General features: G+C 72.7%; 16 protein-coding genes. 11 read left to right on the forward strand and 5 right to left on the reverse strand.

Annotated features, from left to right (window positions below; translation table 11 throughout):
* Positions 1–188: 188 nt before the first annotated feature.
* Positions 189–1,346: an IS701 family transposase gene (locus CG747_RS12355; protein ID WP_374701764.1), complete on the forward strand. Its 1,158-nt coding sequence runs from the start codon at positions 189–191 to the stop codon at positions 1,344–1,346.
* A gap of 867 nt (positions 1,347–2,213) precedes the next feature.
* A complete protein-coding gene (locus CG747_RS12360; protein ID WP_257980363.1) occupies positions 2,214–2,591 on the forward strand; it encodes a winged helix-turn-helix domain-containing protein in 378 nt (125 codons plus the stop codon).
* A gap of 76 nt (positions 2,592–2,667) precedes the next feature.
* Here CG747_RS12360 and CG747_RS12365 read toward each other — a convergent pair whose 3' ends face one another.
* On the reverse strand, positions 2,668–4,401 hold the full coding sequence (locus tag CG747_RS12365) for an enoyl-CoA hydratase-related protein (RefSeq protein WP_100601741.1): 1,734 nt from the start codon (positions 4,399–4,401) through the stop codon (positions 2,668–2,670).
* 363 nt (positions 4,402–4,764) lie between these two features.
* On the opposite strand from CG747_RS12365, the gene CG747_RS47930 reads away from it, so the two are divergent.
* The 8 genes from CG747_RS47930 (at position 4,765) to CG747_RS12400 (ending at position 11,528) form a co-directional block, all read left to right on the forward strand.
* Complete coding sequence (locus tag CG747_RS47930) at positions 4,765–4,929, forward strand: hypothetical protein (RefSeq protein WP_180985500.1); 165 nt, start codon at positions 4,765–4,767, stop codon at positions 4,927–4,929.
* A gap of 118 nt (positions 4,930–5,047) precedes the next feature.
* Positions 5,048–6,289, forward strand: a complete 1,242-nt coding sequence (locus tag CG747_RS12370; protein WP_100601742.1) for a hypothetical protein — start codon at positions 5,048–5,050, stop codon at positions 6,287–6,289.
* Positions 6,286–6,843, forward strand: coding sequence for a hypothetical protein (locus CG747_RS12375; protein ID WP_100601743.1), 558 nt, complete (start codon positions 6,286–6,288; stop codon positions 6,841–6,843). Before CG747_RS12370 ends, CG747_RS12375 begins: the two co-directional genes overlap by 4 nt.
* Complete coding sequence (locus CG747_RS12380; RefSeq protein ID WP_100601744.1) at positions 6,840–8,087, forward strand: MFS transporter; 1,248 nt, start codon at positions 6,840–6,842, stop codon at positions 8,085–8,087. The genes CG747_RS12375 and CG747_RS12380 overlap by 4 nt, the downstream gene beginning before the upstream one ends.
* Positions 8,088–8,320: 233 nt before the next feature.
* Positions 8,321–8,737: a hypothetical protein gene (locus CG747_RS12385; protein ID WP_100601745.1), complete on the forward strand. Its 417-nt coding sequence runs from the start codon at positions 8,321–8,323 to the stop codon at positions 8,735–8,737.
* A gap of 105 nt (positions 8,738–8,842) precedes the next feature.
* The gene (locus CG747_RS12390) at positions 8,843–9,445 is read left to right on the forward strand and encodes a carbonic anhydrase (RefSeq protein WP_100601746.1); all 603 of its coding nucleotides are present in this window, start codon (positions 8,843–8,845) and stop codon (positions 9,443–9,445) included.
* 16 nt (positions 9,446–9,461) lie between these two features.
* Complete coding sequence (locus tag CG747_RS12395; protein WP_100601747.1) at positions 9,462–10,916, forward strand: SulP family inorganic anion transporter; 1,455 nt, start codon at positions 9,462–9,464, stop codon at positions 10,914–10,916.
* Between the two features lie 165 nt (positions 10,917–11,081).
* Positions 11,082–11,528 (forward strand): nitroreductase family deazaflavin-dependent oxidoreductase, encoded by a 447-nt coding sequence (locus tag CG747_RS12400; protein ID WP_100601748.1) that lies wholly within the window; start codon positions 11,082–11,084, stop codon positions 11,526–11,528.
* A gap of 78 nt (positions 11,529–11,606) precedes the next feature.
* Here the strand turns inward: CG747_RS12400 and CG747_RS12405 are convergent, their stop codons facing one another.
* The 3 genes from CG747_RS12405 to CG747_RS12415 all read right to left on the reverse strand — a co-directional run bounded on the left by CG747_RS12405 (position 11,607) and on the right by CG747_RS12415 (position 15,164).
* Entirely contained in the window at positions 11,607–13,712 is a 2,106-nt protein-coding gene (locus CG747_RS12405) for an ABC transporter permease (RefSeq protein ID WP_100601749.1), read from the reverse strand.
* Between the two features lie 112 nt (positions 13,713–13,824).
* Positions 13,825–14,622, reverse strand: coding sequence for a molybdate ABC transporter substrate-binding protein (modA, locus tag CG747_RS12410; RefSeq protein ID WP_100601750.1), 798 nt, complete (start codon positions 14,620–14,622; stop codon positions 13,825–13,827).
* A gap of 146 nt (positions 14,623–14,768) precedes the next feature.
* Positions 14,769–15,164 carry a molybdopterin-binding protein gene (locus tag CG747_RS12415; RefSeq protein ID WP_100601900.1) on the reverse strand — a complete coding sequence of 132 codons (396 nt, stop codon included), beginning with the start codon at positions 15,162–15,164 and terminating at the stop codon, positions 14,769–14,771.
* Positions 15,165–15,572: 408 nt separating this feature from the next.
* Here CG747_RS12415 and CG747_RS12420 point away from each other — a divergent pair, with 408 nt between their 5' ends.
* On the forward strand, positions 15,573–15,995 hold the full coding sequence (locus CG747_RS12420; protein WP_100601751.1) for a TOBE domain-containing protein: 423 nt from the start codon (positions 15,573–15,575) through the stop codon (positions 15,993–15,995).
* Positions 15,996–16,040: 45 nt separating this feature from the next.
* Here the strand turns inward: CG747_RS12420 and CG747_RS12425 are convergent, their stop codons facing one another.
* Positions 16,041–16,556, reverse strand: a complete 516-nt coding sequence (locus CG747_RS12425; protein WP_100601752.1) for a molybdopterin-dependent oxidoreductase — start codon at positions 16,554–16,556, stop codon at positions 16,041–16,043.
* Positions 16,557–16,596 lie beyond the last annotated feature (40 nt).

Below are 16,596 nucleotides of genomic sequence, written 5' to 3' on the forward strand. Positions count from 1 at the left end.
CTCCCGATTTTGCTCCGCCACCGCCTTCTCCTCGGCCAGTGCCTCGTGATTCCCTTCGTGTCCCTCACGTTCCGACTGAAAGCGCTGGTCAGCGCCTCGCGTAGCGCCAACTGGCTTGACGGCAACGGGATCACGAGACGCCAGTACTGCAATCACAGTTGTGGGGTTTGGTGTGGTTGGGTGTGCTGGTGTCTGTGGATCTTGGTGCGCGTCAAGTCGAGTCATGGCGTGAGGTGTTGGCGGGGTTACACGCGCGGTTCGCTGCGCGGTTTGCCCGCTCGGAGCCGCGGGGCCGGGCGTTGGAGTACATGGCCGGGCTGGTCGCGCCGTTGGAACGCAAGAACGGCTGGTCGCTGGCGGAACGAGCCGGTGAGGCACATCCGATCGGGATGCAGCGGCTGTTGGGCGTGGCGGACTGGGATGCTGACGGGGTCCGCGATGACGTGCGGGACTTCGTCGTGGAGAGCATCGGTGACAAGGACGCGGTGCTGATCGGTGACGACACCGGGTTTTTGAAGAAGGGCACCAGGTCGGCCGGGGTGCAGAGGCAGTACTCCGGCACTGCGGGGCGGACGGAGAACTCCCAGATCGGCACTTTCCTCGCCTACGCCTCCGGGCGGGGGCGGGCGTTGATCGACAGGGAGTTGTATCTGCCGAAGTCCTGGACGGATGACCGGGAGCGGTGCCGGGCGGCCGGGATCCCGGACGAGGTGCCGTTCGCTACGAAGATCGAGCACTTTCAGGCCATGCTCCAGCGGGCCCTGGACGCGGAGGTGCCGTTCGCGTGGGTGACCGCGGACGAGGCATACGGGCAGGTCAAGCGGCTGCGGTACTGGCTGGAGCAGCGCGCGGTCGCGCATGTGCTGGCGACCAAGGTCAACGACACCGTCATCACCACCCGGGGCGCCGAGGTCCGGGTCGACGCCCTGGTGGCCGGGCTGCCGCGGCAGGCGTGGAAACGCGTATCGGCAGGGGCCGGCGCCCACGGACAGCGGTTCTACGACTGGGCCCGGGTTCCGATCCGGATCTGGTGGGAGAACGGCTTCGGTCACTGGGTACTGGCCCGCCGCAGTCTCACCGATCCCGCTGAGATTGCTTACTACGTCTGCTACGGCCCGGTCGGCACACGGCTGAGGAACCTGGCCCGGGTGGCCGGGGCCCGGTGGCAGGTCGAGGAATGTTTCCAGGCCGCGAAGAACGAGTGCGGCCTGGACCACTACCAGGTCCGCCGCTACGACGCCTGGTACCGGCACATCACCCTGTCCATGGCCGCACTCGCCGCACTGACCGCCATCCGTGCCCAGGAACTGTCAAAGGGGGCAGCGATCTTGGACAAACCCGCCTGATACCCCTGTCCGTTGCGGAGATACGCCGCCTGATCGGACTGCTCCTCCGCCCACAACACCTCACGCCGACCCACCATCTGCACTGGTCATGGTGGAGACGGCTAAGCCAGACACGCGCTCGCTGCAGCCACTACAAACGCCGAGGCCAAACCCCACAACTGTGATTGCAGTATTAGGGGACTTCGGCCGCGCGGGCCGACCGCGGCGCTCCTCCCCCACCTGCGCCCCTCGCGATGCGGTACGGCGCCGTCGCGGCGGGTGGGAGAACGAGAGGGGTTCATAAGGGAGTCGTAAAGAAATCGGTGCGCAATACACCGCTTCTCGACCGTCGACGACTCGACACATGGGGCCGCCGTCCACCCCGAAGCGGGCAAACATGAAATCGGCTCAAGAGCAACTGTGATTAGCGGAAGCTACTATCCGGAAGCGCGCGATCACATGTAGCGTTCGGTCAGACCGGTGACGTGACGGTTGTTCACGTCACGGCCGAGTACGGGCACGGGCGCGAACACCCTCCCTAACAGGGACGGGAGGGTGAGGGGCCCGCCGGGCGCACCCGCATCACGAGTGCCGGTGCACCCGCCCGACTCCTCACCGGCCTGCGCAGCGATTGCGGCGTCATCGAACCGCGCGCCGCACGTCGAGCACCGCCATGTCTGTCCGAACACGCCTGCTTTGCAAGAGGAATGGGCCCAGATCATGTTTATGAACGCGTCGACGACCCCCCTTGCGTTGCGACCGGATGCCGATTTCGGCCGGCCGGCAAAGGCCGGCCCCGGCGGAGGGCCACCCTTGGCGGTAGACCGGCTCCCCGACGGCAAGTGGCAACTCACCTTGCACGATTTGGAGCCCGTATCGGTTCACCGATTGACCTCCGACAAGCTCCACATCATCCTCGCCCCGCCCTGCGCGCAACCGCCCGCCCCGGCCTCCGGCGCGCAGCCGCCCGGAGAGGCCGCGTCGGACCCGATCCAGATCGACACCGCGGCCCGCACCGTCGCCATCGACGGCCGGCAGATCGACGTCCCCCGGCTGGAGTTCGACCTGCTGGCCCACCTGGTGCTGAACCCTCGGCGGGCGTTCACCCGGCCGCAGCTGATGGCCGCGGTCTGGCCCGACTGCCGGTCCAGCGACCGCACGGTGGACGTGCACATCGCCCGGCTCCGCCGGCGGCTGGGACCGGGGCGGCGGAAGCTGATCAGCACCGTCTTCGGCATCGGGTACAAGTACCTGCCGACGCCGTGAATCCGGCCGGGTAACCGCTACGGGAGGAACGGTTCGGCAGCCGGCATCCGCGCGGCCGCCGGCCCGTTCCGGCCCGTCAAGGGGATACCTGCGCCGTGCCGCCCGCGTGCGCGGCACCGGCGTTCAGGTGTGCCGGTGTGCCGGGCGGGGGCTCCTTGCGGACGAAGGCGCGGCGCAACGCGTGGTACGGGGCGTCCGGATCGAAGAACGTGCGCCGCATGCGGGCGAGTTCGTCCGCCCGGTAGGCGGCGAGCGGCCGCCGCGCCTCATCGCTCTCCCGGCGTTCCTTCTTCGCGGCGATCCGGGGCTGGATGCCGGGCGCCGCGGCGAGCCGGCGGGCGAGCCGTCCGGTGTGGTCGCCGAACTCCTGCGCGGTGCAGTCGAGGATCCGGTCGACCAGGCCGAGCCGCTGCCCGCGGGCCGCGGTGACCGGCAGGGCGCGGGCCGTCAGGTGCCCGGCCGCCTCCGGCCCGACCCGGCGCGGCAGGGTGTACGTCCAGTACTCCGAGCCGTGGAGGCCCATCAGCCGGTAGTGCGGGTTGAGGACGGCGGCCGAGCGGCACCAGACCTCGTCGGCGGCGAGCGCCAGCATCGCGCCGCCGGCCGCCGCGTTGCCGCCGAGGGCGGCGATCACCAGCCGGTCGGTGGTGGTCAGCACGGCGTGCACCAGGTCGTCGATGGCGTTGATGTTGGCCCAGGATTCCGCGGCGGGGTCGGCGGCCGCCTCGATGACGTTGAGGTGGATGCCGTTGGAGAAGAAGTCCCGCTGTCCGCCGAGGACCAGGACGGTGGTGGGCCGGGTGCAGGCGTAGCGGTAGGCGGCGAGCAGCCGCCGGCAGTGGTCGGTGCTCATCGCGCCGCCGGGGAAGGCGAAGCGCAGGAATCCGGCCGGTCCGTCCTCGTGGTAGCGGATGTCGGTCCAGGTGCAGGGGCCGTCGCCGGCCTCCAGTGGGGCCGGGGCCTCGGGCAGCGGCAGGAGCCGGTCGCCCAGGGCGAGGGTGGCGGGCAGTTTGACGGTGGCGGGCTCTCCCGGGGCGCGGGCCGGGCGGAGTTCGGGGATCCAGACGGCGCCGTCGACGGTGGCCCGGCAGAGCGCGCCGTGGCGGGTGGCGAGCAGTTCGCCGGGGCGCCCGGTGAGGGTGTCCTCGGGGTGGCCGCCGTGCAGGAACCAGGTGCCGCCGAGGAGTTCGTCCCGTACGCCGGGGCGGGAATCGGCGGCCCGGAGGGTGCGCAGGACGGTCTCGGTCGGGTCGGCCGCCCAGTCGATACGGCGGTCGGCCTGGCGGAGCGGGGGCCGGGGGCGGCCGAGGAGCCGGGTGGCAGGGAGGGTGTGCTGCGGTTCCGGGCGGTGGGTGCCGGAGGCGAAGCGGGCGACGGCGGTCAGCAGCGCCTCGATGGCCGCGTCGGCGATCTCGTTGCGGTAGAGGTCGCTCTTGCCGACGGCCGGGACCGGGCACTCGGCCGTCGCCCAGATGTCGCCGGCGTCCATCGCGTCGTTGGCCTGGAGGACGGTGACGCCCCACCGTTCGGCGCCCAGGTGGACGGCCCAGTCGACCGAGGACGGCCCGCGGTCGCCGAGCGGGCCGGGGTGGACGATCAGGCACGGCCAGGCGGACCAGACCTCGCGGGGGACGGCCGTGGTGAGCATCGGCGCGACGATCAGGTCGGGGGCGTGCCGCGGCACCAGTGTGGCAAGTGGGGTCCCGCGGGTGACCAGTTCGACGCCGAGGTGGTGTCCGCGGTCGGCGAGTTCGGCGTGGGCGCGCTGGGTGAGGCTGTTGAACGCGCCGGCGAGCAGCAGGATGCGCACAGCGGGCTCCCTGGGGTGGGGGAAGCGGTGGACGGTCGTGATCGTTCCCCGTGCGCGGCGGCCGGACGGCGGACCCGCTGGGGAGGTCACCCGAACGCACCCGGCCCGGGGCCGCCGGGCGGCGGACCGTCGCGGCATGGCGCCACATGTCCTAGCTGACTACCCGTCAGAGAGTTCCGCGGCCGGTCATCGCGGTGCAATCCCGCCAAAGTTGGCGCACCGCCCTGCATTACCAAGCCCCTGACATTGCCTTTCGTTGACATCCACTTGGCGAGCCTTTTACCTTCATGGAGTCGGCATCGGCGCAGGTCATCACCGCACCGCCGGGTGCCGCCCCCCTTCCCCACACACATGGAGGTCCCCATGGAGCAGCTCATCAAGAAGATGGCCCAGGACGACGTCTGGCAGAGCTGGGTGGCCGCCAACTCCGCGGGAGCGGACCCGCGGGCGGCGAAGAACGGCTGCGTCAGCGCCGCCCCCAAGGCCGGCTGCATCAGCGCCGCGCCCAAGAGCGGCTGTATCTCCTGACGCCCGGCTGACGGCCCCGGCGGGCCGGCGGCGACCGCACCGCCGCCGGCCCGCCGACCGGCCCACCGCACCCGACGTCCCGGGCGGCCCCCGTCCGCGCACACACCCGAGGGATCCCATGGAAGGCCAGCCGACCGCCGAGGTCATCGAGCAGATCCGCGACATCCCGATCTACCGCGCGTCACTGGCGAAGGGCCACTTCCCGGTGCTCGACAAGCCGGAGATCGCCCGCGGCTTCCCCGACAACTGGATGACGCCCCGGCTGGCCGCCGCTCTGGAGTCCGGCGAGGCCGAGTTCGTGCTCTCCACGGGCACCAACCACGCCCGGATGCAGCTCATCCGGCCCCCGTACTTCCTGCTGCACTCCTACTACCGGCTGTGGAGCGAGCACCCCGACCTCGCCGCCACCTGGGAGGCGGGATGCCGCCGCGTCTCGCTGACGACCGTCCTGGCGACGGAGCACGTCGCACGGGTCAACGCCGCCAAGCGCGGCACCGTACCCGACCCCGTACCCGCTCTCGACGACCGCCGGCTCGACGACCGCACGTGCTACCTCAACCTGCGGCTCGACCCGGCGCTGTGGAGCCGCGACGACGTGGTCCGCATGCTCGACGAGATCCGCACCGCCCGGCAGGCGCACCCCCAGGGCTGGTACCACCTCGACTGCTCCGGCTACCACCTCGCGCATCTGGTGCGCAAAGTCGGCGAATGGGGGTTGTGGGACGACTTCCCGCCGCCCGCCAGCATCATCCACGCCTACGAATACACCCCGGTGAACGTGCAGCGCTTCCTGCACCAGCACTTCGCCTGCCCGATCATCGACCTCTTCGGCAGCACCGAACTCGGCTACCTCTACTCCAGCGACCGCCGCGGCAACTACCGGCCCCACCTGGACAAGATGAGCGTCGAACTCCACCCGGTCGCCCCGGGCAGCGCCCTGTACCACCTGATCGTCTCCAGCGTCCGCAACCCCTACATGCCGCTCATCCGGTACCGCTCGGGCGACTGCGTACGGACCACGGACGGCACCCCCGACCCGCAGAAGATCGCCCGGTTCTCCGGCCGCCAGAAGGAACTGCTGGACACCCGGCACGGTCCGGTGGCCCAGGGCGACCTCGACCGGTGCATCAGCGAGGCGACCCCGCAGATCTTCGTCCACCAACTGCGCCTGATGGGTGCCACCGAGGCACTACTGGCCTACACCACCTTCAGCGGCGCGCCCCTGGCGGCGGCGGACACCGCCGCGCTGGAGCGGAGCATCGCCGAACTCACCGGCCGGCACTGCCGGCTCGACCACCGTCCGCACATCCCCATCGGCCGGTCCGGGAAGTACTCCTGGCTGGCGAGAGGAGAGGCATGACCCACCGGACCGCGCCGGCGACCGCGGGCACCGCACCCGCCGTGGCAGCCCCGCACCGGTTGATCTCCGTCGAGGACCTCCGGGACCTCCTCGGCGCACCGTTGCACACCGAAGTCATCGCCCACTTCGAGGAGAAGACCGGCGCGCCGCGGGAGTTCGTGGCCCGCCAGGTCACCGAGTGCCTGCGCTACCTCTATCTCGTGTCCCGCTACCGCGACCGGCTCAGCGGGCTGTTCCTCCCCGTCGAGCAGGACATCGACGAGATCTGGCACTACCTCATCCTGCAGACCCGCGAATACCGCGCGCTGTGCCGGGAACGGCTCCCGGGCGGCTACTTCATCGAGCACCGCAGCATCGGCTACGAGGCGTACCAGCAGGAGCCGGGCCGGGAGCGGGCGCTCGACGAGGCGCTGCGCTGGATCCCGTTGTACTGCCGGGAGTTCGGCCCGTTCGAGGAGGACGCGCTGCCGCACTGGACCATCGTCCGCTTCCTGCACCAGCGGATGGGGCTGTCCCTCGCGGAGATCGCGGCGCTGGAGCCGCTGGCCGCATGACCGGTACCGCGCCGCGGCGGCTGCTGGCCGTCCTGGTGTTCTCGCAGGTGCTCAGCGGGGCGGGCCTGGCGGCCGGGATCACGGTCGGGGCGCTGCTCGCCGAGGACATGCTCGGCTCGACCGGGCTGGCCGGCGTGCCCAGCGCCCTGTTCACCGCCGGATCGGCGGTGGGCGCCGCGGGCATCGGCCGGCTCTCCCAACGCCGGGGCCGCCGCTCCGGACTCGTGCTGGGGTACGGGGCCGGGGCGCTCGGCAGCCTGGGCGTGGTGGCCGCCGCCGCCCTGGACAGCGTCCTGCTGCTCTTCCCGTCCCTGCTGGTCTACGGCGCGGGCACCGCGACGAACCTGATGGCGCGCTACGCGGGCGCCGACCTGGCCCCGCCGGACCGGCGCGGACGCGCGGTGAGCACCGTGCTGTTCGCCACCACGCTCGGCGCGGTGGCCGGTCCCAACCTGGTGACCGCGACCGGGAATTTGGCCCTGGCCTGGGGCGTGCCCCGGCTCGCCGGGCCGTTCCTGTTGGCCGCCGCCGCGTTCGCCGCCGCGGCCGTCGTCCTGGCCTGCCTGCTGCGGCCCGATCCGCTGCCGGCGCCCCGGACACCGGCACCGACCGGTGCGGGTGCGCCACCGGACGACGGGGCCGCCTCTTCCGCGGCCCCCGGCCTGACGGCCGTACAGCGGCGCGGTCTGGCCGCCGGCACCTCGGTGATGCTCCTCACCCAACTGGTGATGATCGCGCTGATGACCATGACGCCGGTGCACCTGCGCGCGCACGGCCACGGCACCCAGGCGGCCGGCCTGGTGATCGCGCTGCACGTCGGGGCGATGTTCCTGCCGTCCCCGCTCACCGGACTGTGGGTCGACCGGGTCGGGCCGCACCGGGTGGCCGCGGCGTCCGGGGTGACGCTGCTCGGCGCCGGGCTGCTCGCCACGCTCACCCCGCCGCATGCGGTGGCCGGGCTCGCCGTGGCGCTGGTACTGCTGGGCGTCGGCTGGAACTTCGGGCTGGTCAGCGGCACCGCGCTGGTCACCGAAGCACTGCCGCCGGCCCGTCGCGCCGGCTCCCAGGGGCTGGTGGACGTCGGGATCGCACTGGCCGGCGCGACCGGCGGGATGGCCTCCGGACCGGTGCTGGCCGCGGGCGGGTTCCCGGTGTTGGCCCTGGCCTGCGGGGTGCTCGCGGCTGCGGTGGTCCCTGTGGCCGTACTGGCCGCCCGGGGAGCCGGCGACGCCCGATATCCCTGAGAAACCCCGCAACATGGCGTCATTTCTCGTTTTCATACTGGAAACCTGGATGCTGCACTATGGGAGCGAGGTTCCGGACCACGCGGTCGGCGCTGAGCGCACGCGACCGGAACCGCGTCCCGACGACGACAGCCGTGCACCACCGCGGTCGCCCGCGCCGAGCGCGCGGCGGCCCCACCCCCTGCCGAACGACCGAACGGCCCCCACACCACGGGGCGATGCGGAGGACGACGATGCGGAAGGACACCGGGATACCGGGGGCGCGCCCCCGGATACCGGCCCCGTGCCGTCTGCCGCTGACCGCGCTCGCCATCATCCTGACGATCCTGCTCGGCGCGGCGGCACCGGCGTACGCGCTCAAGTCCGCGCGCCCGGCCGCCTCGGCGTCGAAGTCCTCCGGCGCGGCGGCGGCCGCGAACTCCCTTTCCGAAGAGGAGAAGCACTCCAAGCGCGAGATCGAGCGCAGCCGCCCCGGGCGGCTGACGCCGGCCGCGGAGGGGGTACCGCCCACCCGGCGACCGCTGCCGCCACACCTGAGCGGTGCGGCCGGCGACGACGAACCGACGGGACCGGTGCCGGCCGCCGACGGTGGCCCACAGGCTCCCAGACCGGCCCAACTCCCCGTACTCCACTGCGTCTTCCGCTGCTGATCGGCCCCGTGGCGGGCAACGGCCCCGCGTCGCGCCCCGCCTCCTGAGTGCCGCACGTCCCCGCCATCCCCACGATGGCATCACTCTTCAGCAGGAGACCTCCTCGTGGAGACCTTCATCCAGCATGCCCGGGGCCTGACCGCCCGCATTGCCGCACAGCAGGAAGAACAGGAGACCTTCGGCCGGCTCGCCGCCGGGCAGTCGCCCCTCGCCCTGTTCATCACCTGCTCCGACTCCCGGGTCATCCCGTCCCTGATCACCGGGGCCCGGCCCGGCGAACTCTTCGAACTCCGCACGGCCGGCAACGCCGTGCCCGTCTACCAGGAAGGCATGGCGGCCAGCGCGGAAGCCGCCACCATCGAATACGCGATGCGGGTGCTCCGGGTCGCCGACATCGTCGTCTGCGGCCACTCGCACTGCGGCGCGGTCGGCGCCCGGGCCCGCGGCGAGGACCTGACCGGTGCGCCCGCCGTCCGTGACTGGCTGGCGCTCCAACTCTCCGACGAACTGCCGGGCGACGACGGGCCGGCCGTCACCACGGCCGTGCAGCGGCACGTCTGCCGGCAACTGGACCGACTGGGCGGCTACCCGTGTGTACGGGAGCGGCTGGACGCCGGCGAGGTGCGACTGCACGGCTGGTTCTACGAGGTGCACACCGGGTCGGTGTCCGTGCACCAGCCGGCCGCCGACGTGTTCCTCCCTCTGTGAAGGCGGGCTGTACGTGATGAAGCGATTCCCTTTCCTCCGGGCGGACTTCACCGCCTCCCTCGTGGTCTTCCTCGTCGCCGTCCCGCTGTGCGTGGGCGTGGCGGTCGCCTCCGGCGTACCGGCCGAACTGGGGCTGGTCACCGGCATCGTCGGCGGACTGGTCACCGGCCTGCTCCCCGGCAGCAGCCTTCAGGTCAGCGGCCCGGCCGCCGGTCTGACGGTGCTGGTCTTCGAAGCGGTCAAGACGTACGGCCTGGGCGTGCTGGGTGCCCTGGTGCTGGCCGCGGGTGTCTTCCAACTGGCCATGGGCGCCCTGAAGTTGGGGCGCTGGTTCCGGGCGATCTCGGTCGCGGTGGTGCAGGGCATGCTGGCGGGCATCGGGCTGGTCCTGATCGCCGGACAGCTCTACGCCCTGGCGGACGCCAAGGCACCGGGCAGCGGCCTGGCCAACATCGGGGCGCTGCCACGGCTGGTGCTGGACACCGCACGGTCCGGCACCGCCCTCGCCGCGCTCGCCATCGGCGCCGGCACCATTGCCGTGTTGGTGCTGTGGCCGCGCTGGCGGCGTGCGGCGCGGATCCTGCCGGCCCCGCTGGCGGCGGTCGCACTGGCCACCACCTCGGTCTGGGCACTGGATCTGCCGGTCGCCCGGGTGCAGGTCAGCGGGCTGCTGGACGCGATCCAGCCGCCCGGTCTGGCCGACATCGGCCGGCTGACCGAACTCGGGGTCCTGGGCACGGTGTTGGCCTTCACCCTGATCGCGTCCGCGGAGTCGCTGTTCAGCGCGGCGGCGGTGGACCGGCTGCACGACGGGGCGCGGACCGACTACGACAAGGAGCTGATGGCCCAGGGCGCCGGCAACGCGGTGTGCGGAGTGCTCGGCGCGCTGCCGATGACGGCGGTGATCGTGCGCAGTGCCGCCAACGTCCAGGCGGGGGCGCGGACCAAGGCGTCCCGGGTGCTGCACGGGGTGTGGCTGCTGCTGTTCGCGGCGGCGTTCCCGGCGGCGCTGGGCGTGGTGCCGGTCGCGGCGCTGGCCGGTGTACTGGTGCACGCGGGCTGGAAGTTGATCCCGCTGCGGGAGCTGCGGCCGTTGTGGCGGGCGCACCGCGGCGAGGCGGTGGTGCTGTGCGTCACCGCGATCGCCATCGTGACGGTGAACATGTTCGAGGGCGTGCTGATCGGTCTGCTGCTGGCCGTGGCCAAGACCGCGTGGGAGACCTCCAAGGCACACCTGGAGGTGCACATCCCCAGCGTTCCCGGCCCGGTGCGGGTGCGGGCGGTCGGCAACGCCACCTTCCTTCGGCTGCCCAAGCTCCTCGACCAGTTGGAGTCGCTGCCGGCCGACCGGGACGTGGAACTCGACCTGAGCGGGCTGCGCCACCTCGACCACGCCTGCGAGGCGGCGTTGGCGAACTGGGCCGAGCAGCACCGCCGCAGCCGGAGCCGGGCGGTCGAGCTGGTCTCCTGAGCGGCCGCTCCGGACCGTGCTCCCGGCGGTGGCCGAAGACGTTCCCGGCCGGGAGCCACGGCACCGGACGACAGCTGCCGGCCATCGATGCGGCGGAGCCGGAATGATCGCGCCGGCTCCGGCGTTCTCCCAGGACCAGGAGTCTTCGACGAGAGGGCGGACGCCATGCCCCTGCAGGGAGAGTACGAGCCGAGCCCGACCGCGTGGGTCCGCGATCAGGTCGAGTTGTACGAGGGATCCGGCGGCACGGAGGGCACCACGCTCCGTGGCCTGCCGGTGATCGTGCTGACCACACGCGGCGCCAAGTCCGGCAAGCTCCGCAAGAGCCCGCTGATGCGGGTGGAGCACGAGGGGGCGTACGCCGCGGTGGCGTCCCAGGGCGGCGCGCCCACGAATCCGGTCTGGTACCACAACGTGCTCGCCGATCCGCGGGTGGAGCTCCAGGACGGTCCGGTCCGCCGGGACATGACGGCCCGTGAGGTCACCGGCGAGGAGAAGGCCGCGTGGTGGGCGCGGGCGGTCGAGGCGTTCCCCGACTACGCCGACTACCAGCGCAAGACGGACCGCCGGATACCGGTCTTCGTACTGGAGCCGGCGGGCACCTCGCACTGATCACGGCGCGACGCCGGGACATGCGGCGCAGACGGCGACCTGCCGCCCGTGGGCTCCGGCCACAGAGCTGACGCATCGTCAGAGTGTCACCAGGGTGACCTCGGTGGCCTTGACGCTGGTCCAGACGGCGGCGCCGTCGGCGAGACCGAGTTCCAGGGCCGCCGCCGGAGTGATCTCGGCGACGAGATCGGGCGCCTCGGGAGAGGTGACGACGACCCGCAGCCGGCTGCCCGCGGCGGTGATCTCCCGTACGGTGCCGGGCCAGACGTTGCGCGGACTGCCCGCGGGCTTGGCGACGTGCACCGAGACCGCCTCGGGGGCGATCACCGCGAGCGCCTGGGTGCCGTCGGGGAGCGGGTCGGCCACGACCAGGTGGCCGCCTCCGGTGAGCGCGAGTCCGTCGCCGGCCGCGGTGCCGGACCAGGCGTTGCGGCCGAGCATCCGGGCCACCCAGGGCGAGCGGGGGTTCCGGGTGACCTCGGCGGGCGGGGCGTCCTGGAGGGCACGGCCACCGTCCAGGACGAGGACCCGGTCGGCGAGCGAGACCGCCTCGACGGGGTCGTGGGTGACGATCAGGCAGACCCCGCCGAAGCCGGCGAGATGGCCGCGCAGGGTGTGCCGGACGTGCGCCCGGGTGGTCTGATCGAGAGCGGCCAGCGGTTCGTCGAGCAGCAGCAGACGCGGCCGGGCGGCCAGCGCCCGGGCCAGGGCGACGCGCTGGGCCTGGCCGCCGGAGAGTTGGGCGGGCCGACGGTGGGCGAGCGGGCCGACGCCGAGCCGGTCGAGCCACTGCTGTGCGGTGCGCCGGGCCTCGGCGCGCGGGACGCCCTGGGCACGCAGCCCGTAGGCGGTGTTGGCCAGCGCCGTCAGATGCGGGAAGAGGGCCCCGTCCTGGGGTACCCAGGCGACGCCCCGGCGGTGCGGGGGCAGTGCGGTGACGTCGGACTCCCCCAGCCGGAGGGCGGCGCGGGCGCGCGGGGTGAGCCCGAGCAGGGCGCGCAGCAGGGTGGTCTTGCCGGCGCCGTTGGGGCCGACGACGGCGATGGTGGTTCCCGGGGTGGCCTGGAGTGCGAGTTCGGTGAAGCCGGTGACGTCGGCGTGCAGCGGCCAGCGTTCCCCGAGGGACGGGTCCGGCGCGGACGCCTGCGGATGCCCGGTGGCCGCGGTGCCGACCGCCTGCGGCACGACGGTCCCCTCCGTCCCGGCGGCCGCGGCGCCCTCGCCGATGGGTGCGCCACCCGTCGCCCGCTCACCACCGCTGCCGGTGTCGGCACCGCTGCCGCTTCCGATGCCGTCGGCGCCGTCGCCACGACCGGCACGCCCGCGGCGGCCGGCGCGGCCGGACCGGTCCGCGGGCCCGCCCGTCCACCGCCCGCGCAGGCACACCAGCACGGCCATGGCGATGGCGAGCAGCAGCAGGGAGACGGAGGTGGCCGCTTCCGGGGAGTCCTGGAGCAGCAGATAGACCTGGAGCGGCAGGGTCTGGGTGGTGCCGGGCAGGTTTCCGGCGAAGGTGATGGTCGCGCCGAATTCGCCGAGCGCGCGGGCCCAGGTCAGCGCGGCGCCGGCGGCCAGGCCGGGGGCGACCATCGGGAGGGTGACGGTGCAGAAGACCCGTACCGGCGAGGCGCCGAGGGACGCCGCGGTCTCCTCGTAGCTGGGGCGGAGCCCGGCGAGGGTGCCCTCCAGGCTGATCACGAGGAAGGGCATCGCGACGAAGGTGGCCGCGACCACCGCACCCGAGGTGTGGAACGGCAGCACGATGCCGAAGGTGTCCTCCAGCCAGGGACCGAGGAGTCCGCGACGGCCGAAGCCGAGCAGCAGGGCGACACCGCCGACGGTCGGCGGCAGCACCATCGGCAGCAGCACGAGGGAGCGGACCAGCACCTTGCCGGGGAAGTCGACCCGGGCCAGCAGCCAGGCCAGCGGGACGCCCAGGAGCAGCGACAGGCCCAGCGCCCAGCCCGACACCAGCAGCGACAGCCGGAGCGCTTCGAGCACTCCGGGGCTGGTCAGATGGGTGCCGAGGTCGCCCCAGCTGGTGCGGGCGAGGATGCCCAGCAGCGGCATCAGCAGGAACGCGATGGCGAGCAGCGCGGGGACGGCCAAGGCGACGGGGGTGCGGGCACCGGGCGTGCGGCGTCGACCGGCCGGCGCCGGGCCGGAGGGGCTGGGGCGGCTCATCGGGAGTCCTGGGATCGGGGCGGGCGTCGGGTCCGGGCGGACGGCGGCGGGGACGGCGGCGGGGTGGGGACTGCCCGCTCCCCCGAGCCGGACAGTCCCCACCCCGCACGGGTCACGGCTTCTGGAAGCCCGCGTCCTGGAGGAGCTTCTGCGCCTCCGGGGTGCTCAGCCACTTCACGAACGCGGCGGCCGCGGCGGAGTGCTGGGAGGACTTGAGGGTGGCCGCCGGGTAGGAGGCGACGGCGTTCTGGGCGTCGGGGATGTCGATGGCGTCGACCTTCTTGGGCGCGGTGGCGGCGTCCGTCTTGTAGACGATGCCGGCGTCCGCCTCACCGAGTTCCACCTTGCTGAGGACGGCCCGGACGTTGGGCTCCTGCGAGACCGGCTTGACGGTCAACTTCTGCGCGTCCAGGACCTTCTTGCTGTAGCGGCCGACCGGCACCTCGGGGGCGGCCAGCACCACCTTCAGCTTGCTGTCGGCGAGGTCCGCCAGGGCGCCGACCTTCTTGGGGTTGCCCTTGCCCGTGGCGATGACCAGGCGGTTCTTGGCGATGACGGTGGGGGCACCGGTGTCCGCCTTGAGCCCGTCCATGGTCTTGGTGTCGGCGGTGACCAGGGCGTCGGCGGGGGCGCCCTGCTTGACCTGGGCGGCGAGCTCCTGGGAGCCGGCGAACGAGAAGGTGACCTTGGCGCCCGGGTGCTCCTTCTCGTAGACGGCGCCGGCCTTCTGGAAGACGTCGGTGAGCGAGGCGGCGGCGAGCACGGTGAGCTTCGTGGTGCTGCCGGACCCGCCGTCGCTGTCCTTCTTGGCGTTGTCACCGCTGCCGCCGGAGCAGGCGGCGAGCGGGACGAGGAGGGCGGCGGTGACGAGCGCGGTGGCGGCGCGGCGTCCGGTGAGGAACGGGGACATGGTGCGGACTCCTTGGTGCGCAGGGCGATGCGGTCGCCCGAGCGGATGGGGACATAGCCGCGCCGTGGACGGGCGACGCCGCTGGGTGTGGCGGCCGGCCCGGAGGGGACGTGGGGGCGGATCTCCGGGTGGTGGCACGCGGGGGTTCAGGTGCGGTCGATGTGCACGCTGGTGGATTTCACCCGTGCGACGGCCTGCATGCCGACTTCCAGTCCGAGTTCCTCCACCGCTTCACGGGTGAGCAGGGACACCAGACGGTGCGGGCCGGCCTGGATCTCGACCTGGGCGGCGACATCGCCGAGTTTGACGGCGGTGACGATGCCCGGGAAGGCGTTGCGGACGGAGGTGTAGGTGTCGTCCTCCTCGCCGCCGGCGGACTGGCCCACCTCGATCGAGAAGGCGGCCAGATCCCGGCCGTCGATGAGGCGACGGCCGCTGTCGTCGCGGTGGGTGGCGACCCGTCCGGCATCCGCCCAGCGGCGGGCGGTGTCCGGACTTACGCCGAGGAGCCGCGCCGCCTGGCCGATTGTGTAGGACTGCATGTGCGACAAGATATGAGGTATTGGCTCGCATTTACAATCCTTTTGGCATTCCTCCACAGCAGATGCAAGGTCCGTTGGAGGAAGGGACAAGCGCAAGTTCCGGCCACCGGAAAACCGGGCGTCATGCACGGGGGCCGCACCCGGCAGGCCGAATCCCGCGAGGAATCCGCGCCCGGAGCCGATTACAGTGCGAGGGACAGGAAGAGCATTACGGATATCCCAGCCGTAATGCGCATTGCGCCTCATTGCTCTCTATTGCGCTCGTGTTGCTCTTGATTGCTCCGGATTGCTCTGAGTTGCACTGGGGTGCTCTGTGTTGCTTTGGATTGCCCCGCATTACGCGGCTTTCCGCTCGCGGTGCCGCGTCGTGCCGTACCGCACCTCTCGTACCCGAGGAAGTGGTCTCCCATGAGCCTCAGCATCCGCAACCAGCTCCCCGGCACGGTTCTCGCCGTCACCGCCGGGGAGGTGATGTCGACCGTCGCGGTACGGCTGTCCGGCGGCCAGACGCTCACTGCCGCGATCACCGTGGAGGCCGTCGACGACCTCGGCATCACGGTCGGCTCACCGGTGCGCGCGCTGGTGAAGTCCACCGAGGTCGCCCTGGCCACCGGCGCGGTGGACGGGCTGAGCATTCGCAACCGGCTCCCGGGGACCGTCGTCGCGGTGACCACCGGCGGCGCGATGGCCGGGGTCAAGGTGGCCGTGGCGGGCGGGGAGCTGACCGCCGCGATCACCAAGGACGCGGCGGCCGCCCTGGGTCTGGCCACCGGTTCCGAGGTGACCGCGCTGATCAAGTCGACCGAGGTCGCGCTGGCCGCCGAGCGCTGACCGATCCGGCGCGCGGCCGGCGGCCGCCCCGGCGCGGCCCGCGGCCTACTGCTCCCCCGGCGCCGGGCAGGTGCCCACCCAGATGCCGGTGATGGCGCTGATGTACCGCGCGCCGCAGCGGTCGGACGGCACCACGAGCTGGCTGCCCGCCGCGTCCAGCGGCTCCCCGTCCATCGCCGTGGCCAAAAGGATCGGGGCGTCGCCGAAGTCGGCGTCGATCTCCGCCCAGGACAGCACGGTGTGGTGGCCGTCCCCGCCGGTCACGGTCAGCAGGAAACGGGAGCGGTCCTTGCGCCGCCGGGCGTCGAAGACGGGACCCGCCTCGTCCAGGACGTCCCGCAGCAGCGGACCGTCGAAGGTGTGGTGCTGCGGGCCGTTGGTGGCGCAGTCGAAGACCACCGGAGCGTGCCGCTGCGGCCAGCGCTCCCGCAGGTCGGCGACGGTCAGCGCGAGCGGGCGGCGCAGCTGGCCGCTGACCTGGAAGCACCGGGCGGCGGGCGGGGCGTCACCGGGCGTGCCGCGGACGGCGACGGGGCGGGGCGGCGGGCTGAGTCGACTCATCGGTGTCCCCCTGGAGACGATCCACGCGGCGGCTGCCTCC

This window comes from Streptomyces sp. CB02959 (genome assembly GCF_002803155.1).
Taxonomy (GTDB): domain Bacteria; phylum Actinomycetota; class Actinomycetes; order Streptomycetales; family Streptomycetaceae; genus Streptomyces.

Coding starts and splice junctions, on each gene's coding strand:
- CG747_RS12375 (WP_100601743.1), top strand. CDS start 6,286: ATGACCCACCGGACCGCGCCGGCGACCGCGGGCACCGCACCCGCCGTG.
- CG747_RS12370 (WP_100601742.1), top strand. CDS start 5,048: ATGGAAGGCCAGCCGACCGCCGAGGTCATCGAGCAGATCCGCGACATC.
- modA (WP_100601750.1), bottom strand. CDS start 14,622: ATGTCCCCGTTCCTCACCGGACGCCGCGCCGCCACCGCGCTCGTCACC.
- CG747_RS12385 (WP_100601745.1), top strand. CDS start 8,321: ATGCGGAAGGACACCGGGATACCGGGGGCGCGCCCCCGGATACCGGCC.
- CG747_RS12420 (WP_100601751.1), top strand. CDS start 15,573: ATGAGCCTCAGCATCCGCAACCAGCTCCCCGGCACGGTTCTCGCCGTC.
- CG747_RS12395 (WP_100601747.1), top strand. CDS start 9,462: ATGAAGCGATTCCCTTTCCTCCGGGCGGACTTCACCGCCTCCCTCGTG.
- CG747_RS12405 (WP_100601749.1), bottom strand. CDS start 13,712: ATGAGCCGCCCCAGCCCCTCCGGCCCGGCGCCGGCCGGTCGACGCCGC.
- CG747_RS12415 (WP_100601900.1), bottom strand. CDS start 15,164: ATGCAGTCCTACACAATCGGCCAGGCGGCGCGGCTCCTCGGCGTAAGT.
- CG747_RS47930 (WP_180985500.1), top strand. CDS start 4,765: ATGGAGCAGCTCATCAAGAAGATGGCCCAGGACGACGTCTGGCAGAGC.
- CG747_RS12400 (WP_100601748.1), top strand. CDS start 11,082: ATGCCCCTGCAGGGAGAGTACGAGCCGAGCCCGACCGCGTGGGTCCGC.
- CG747_RS12380 (WP_100601744.1), top strand. CDS start 6,840: ATGACCGGTACCGCGCCGCGGCGGCTGCTGGCCGTCCTGGTGTTCTCG.
- CG747_RS12425 (WP_100601752.1), bottom strand. CDS start 16,556: ATGAGTCGACTCAGCCCGCCGCCCCGCCCCGTCGCCGTCCGCGGCACG.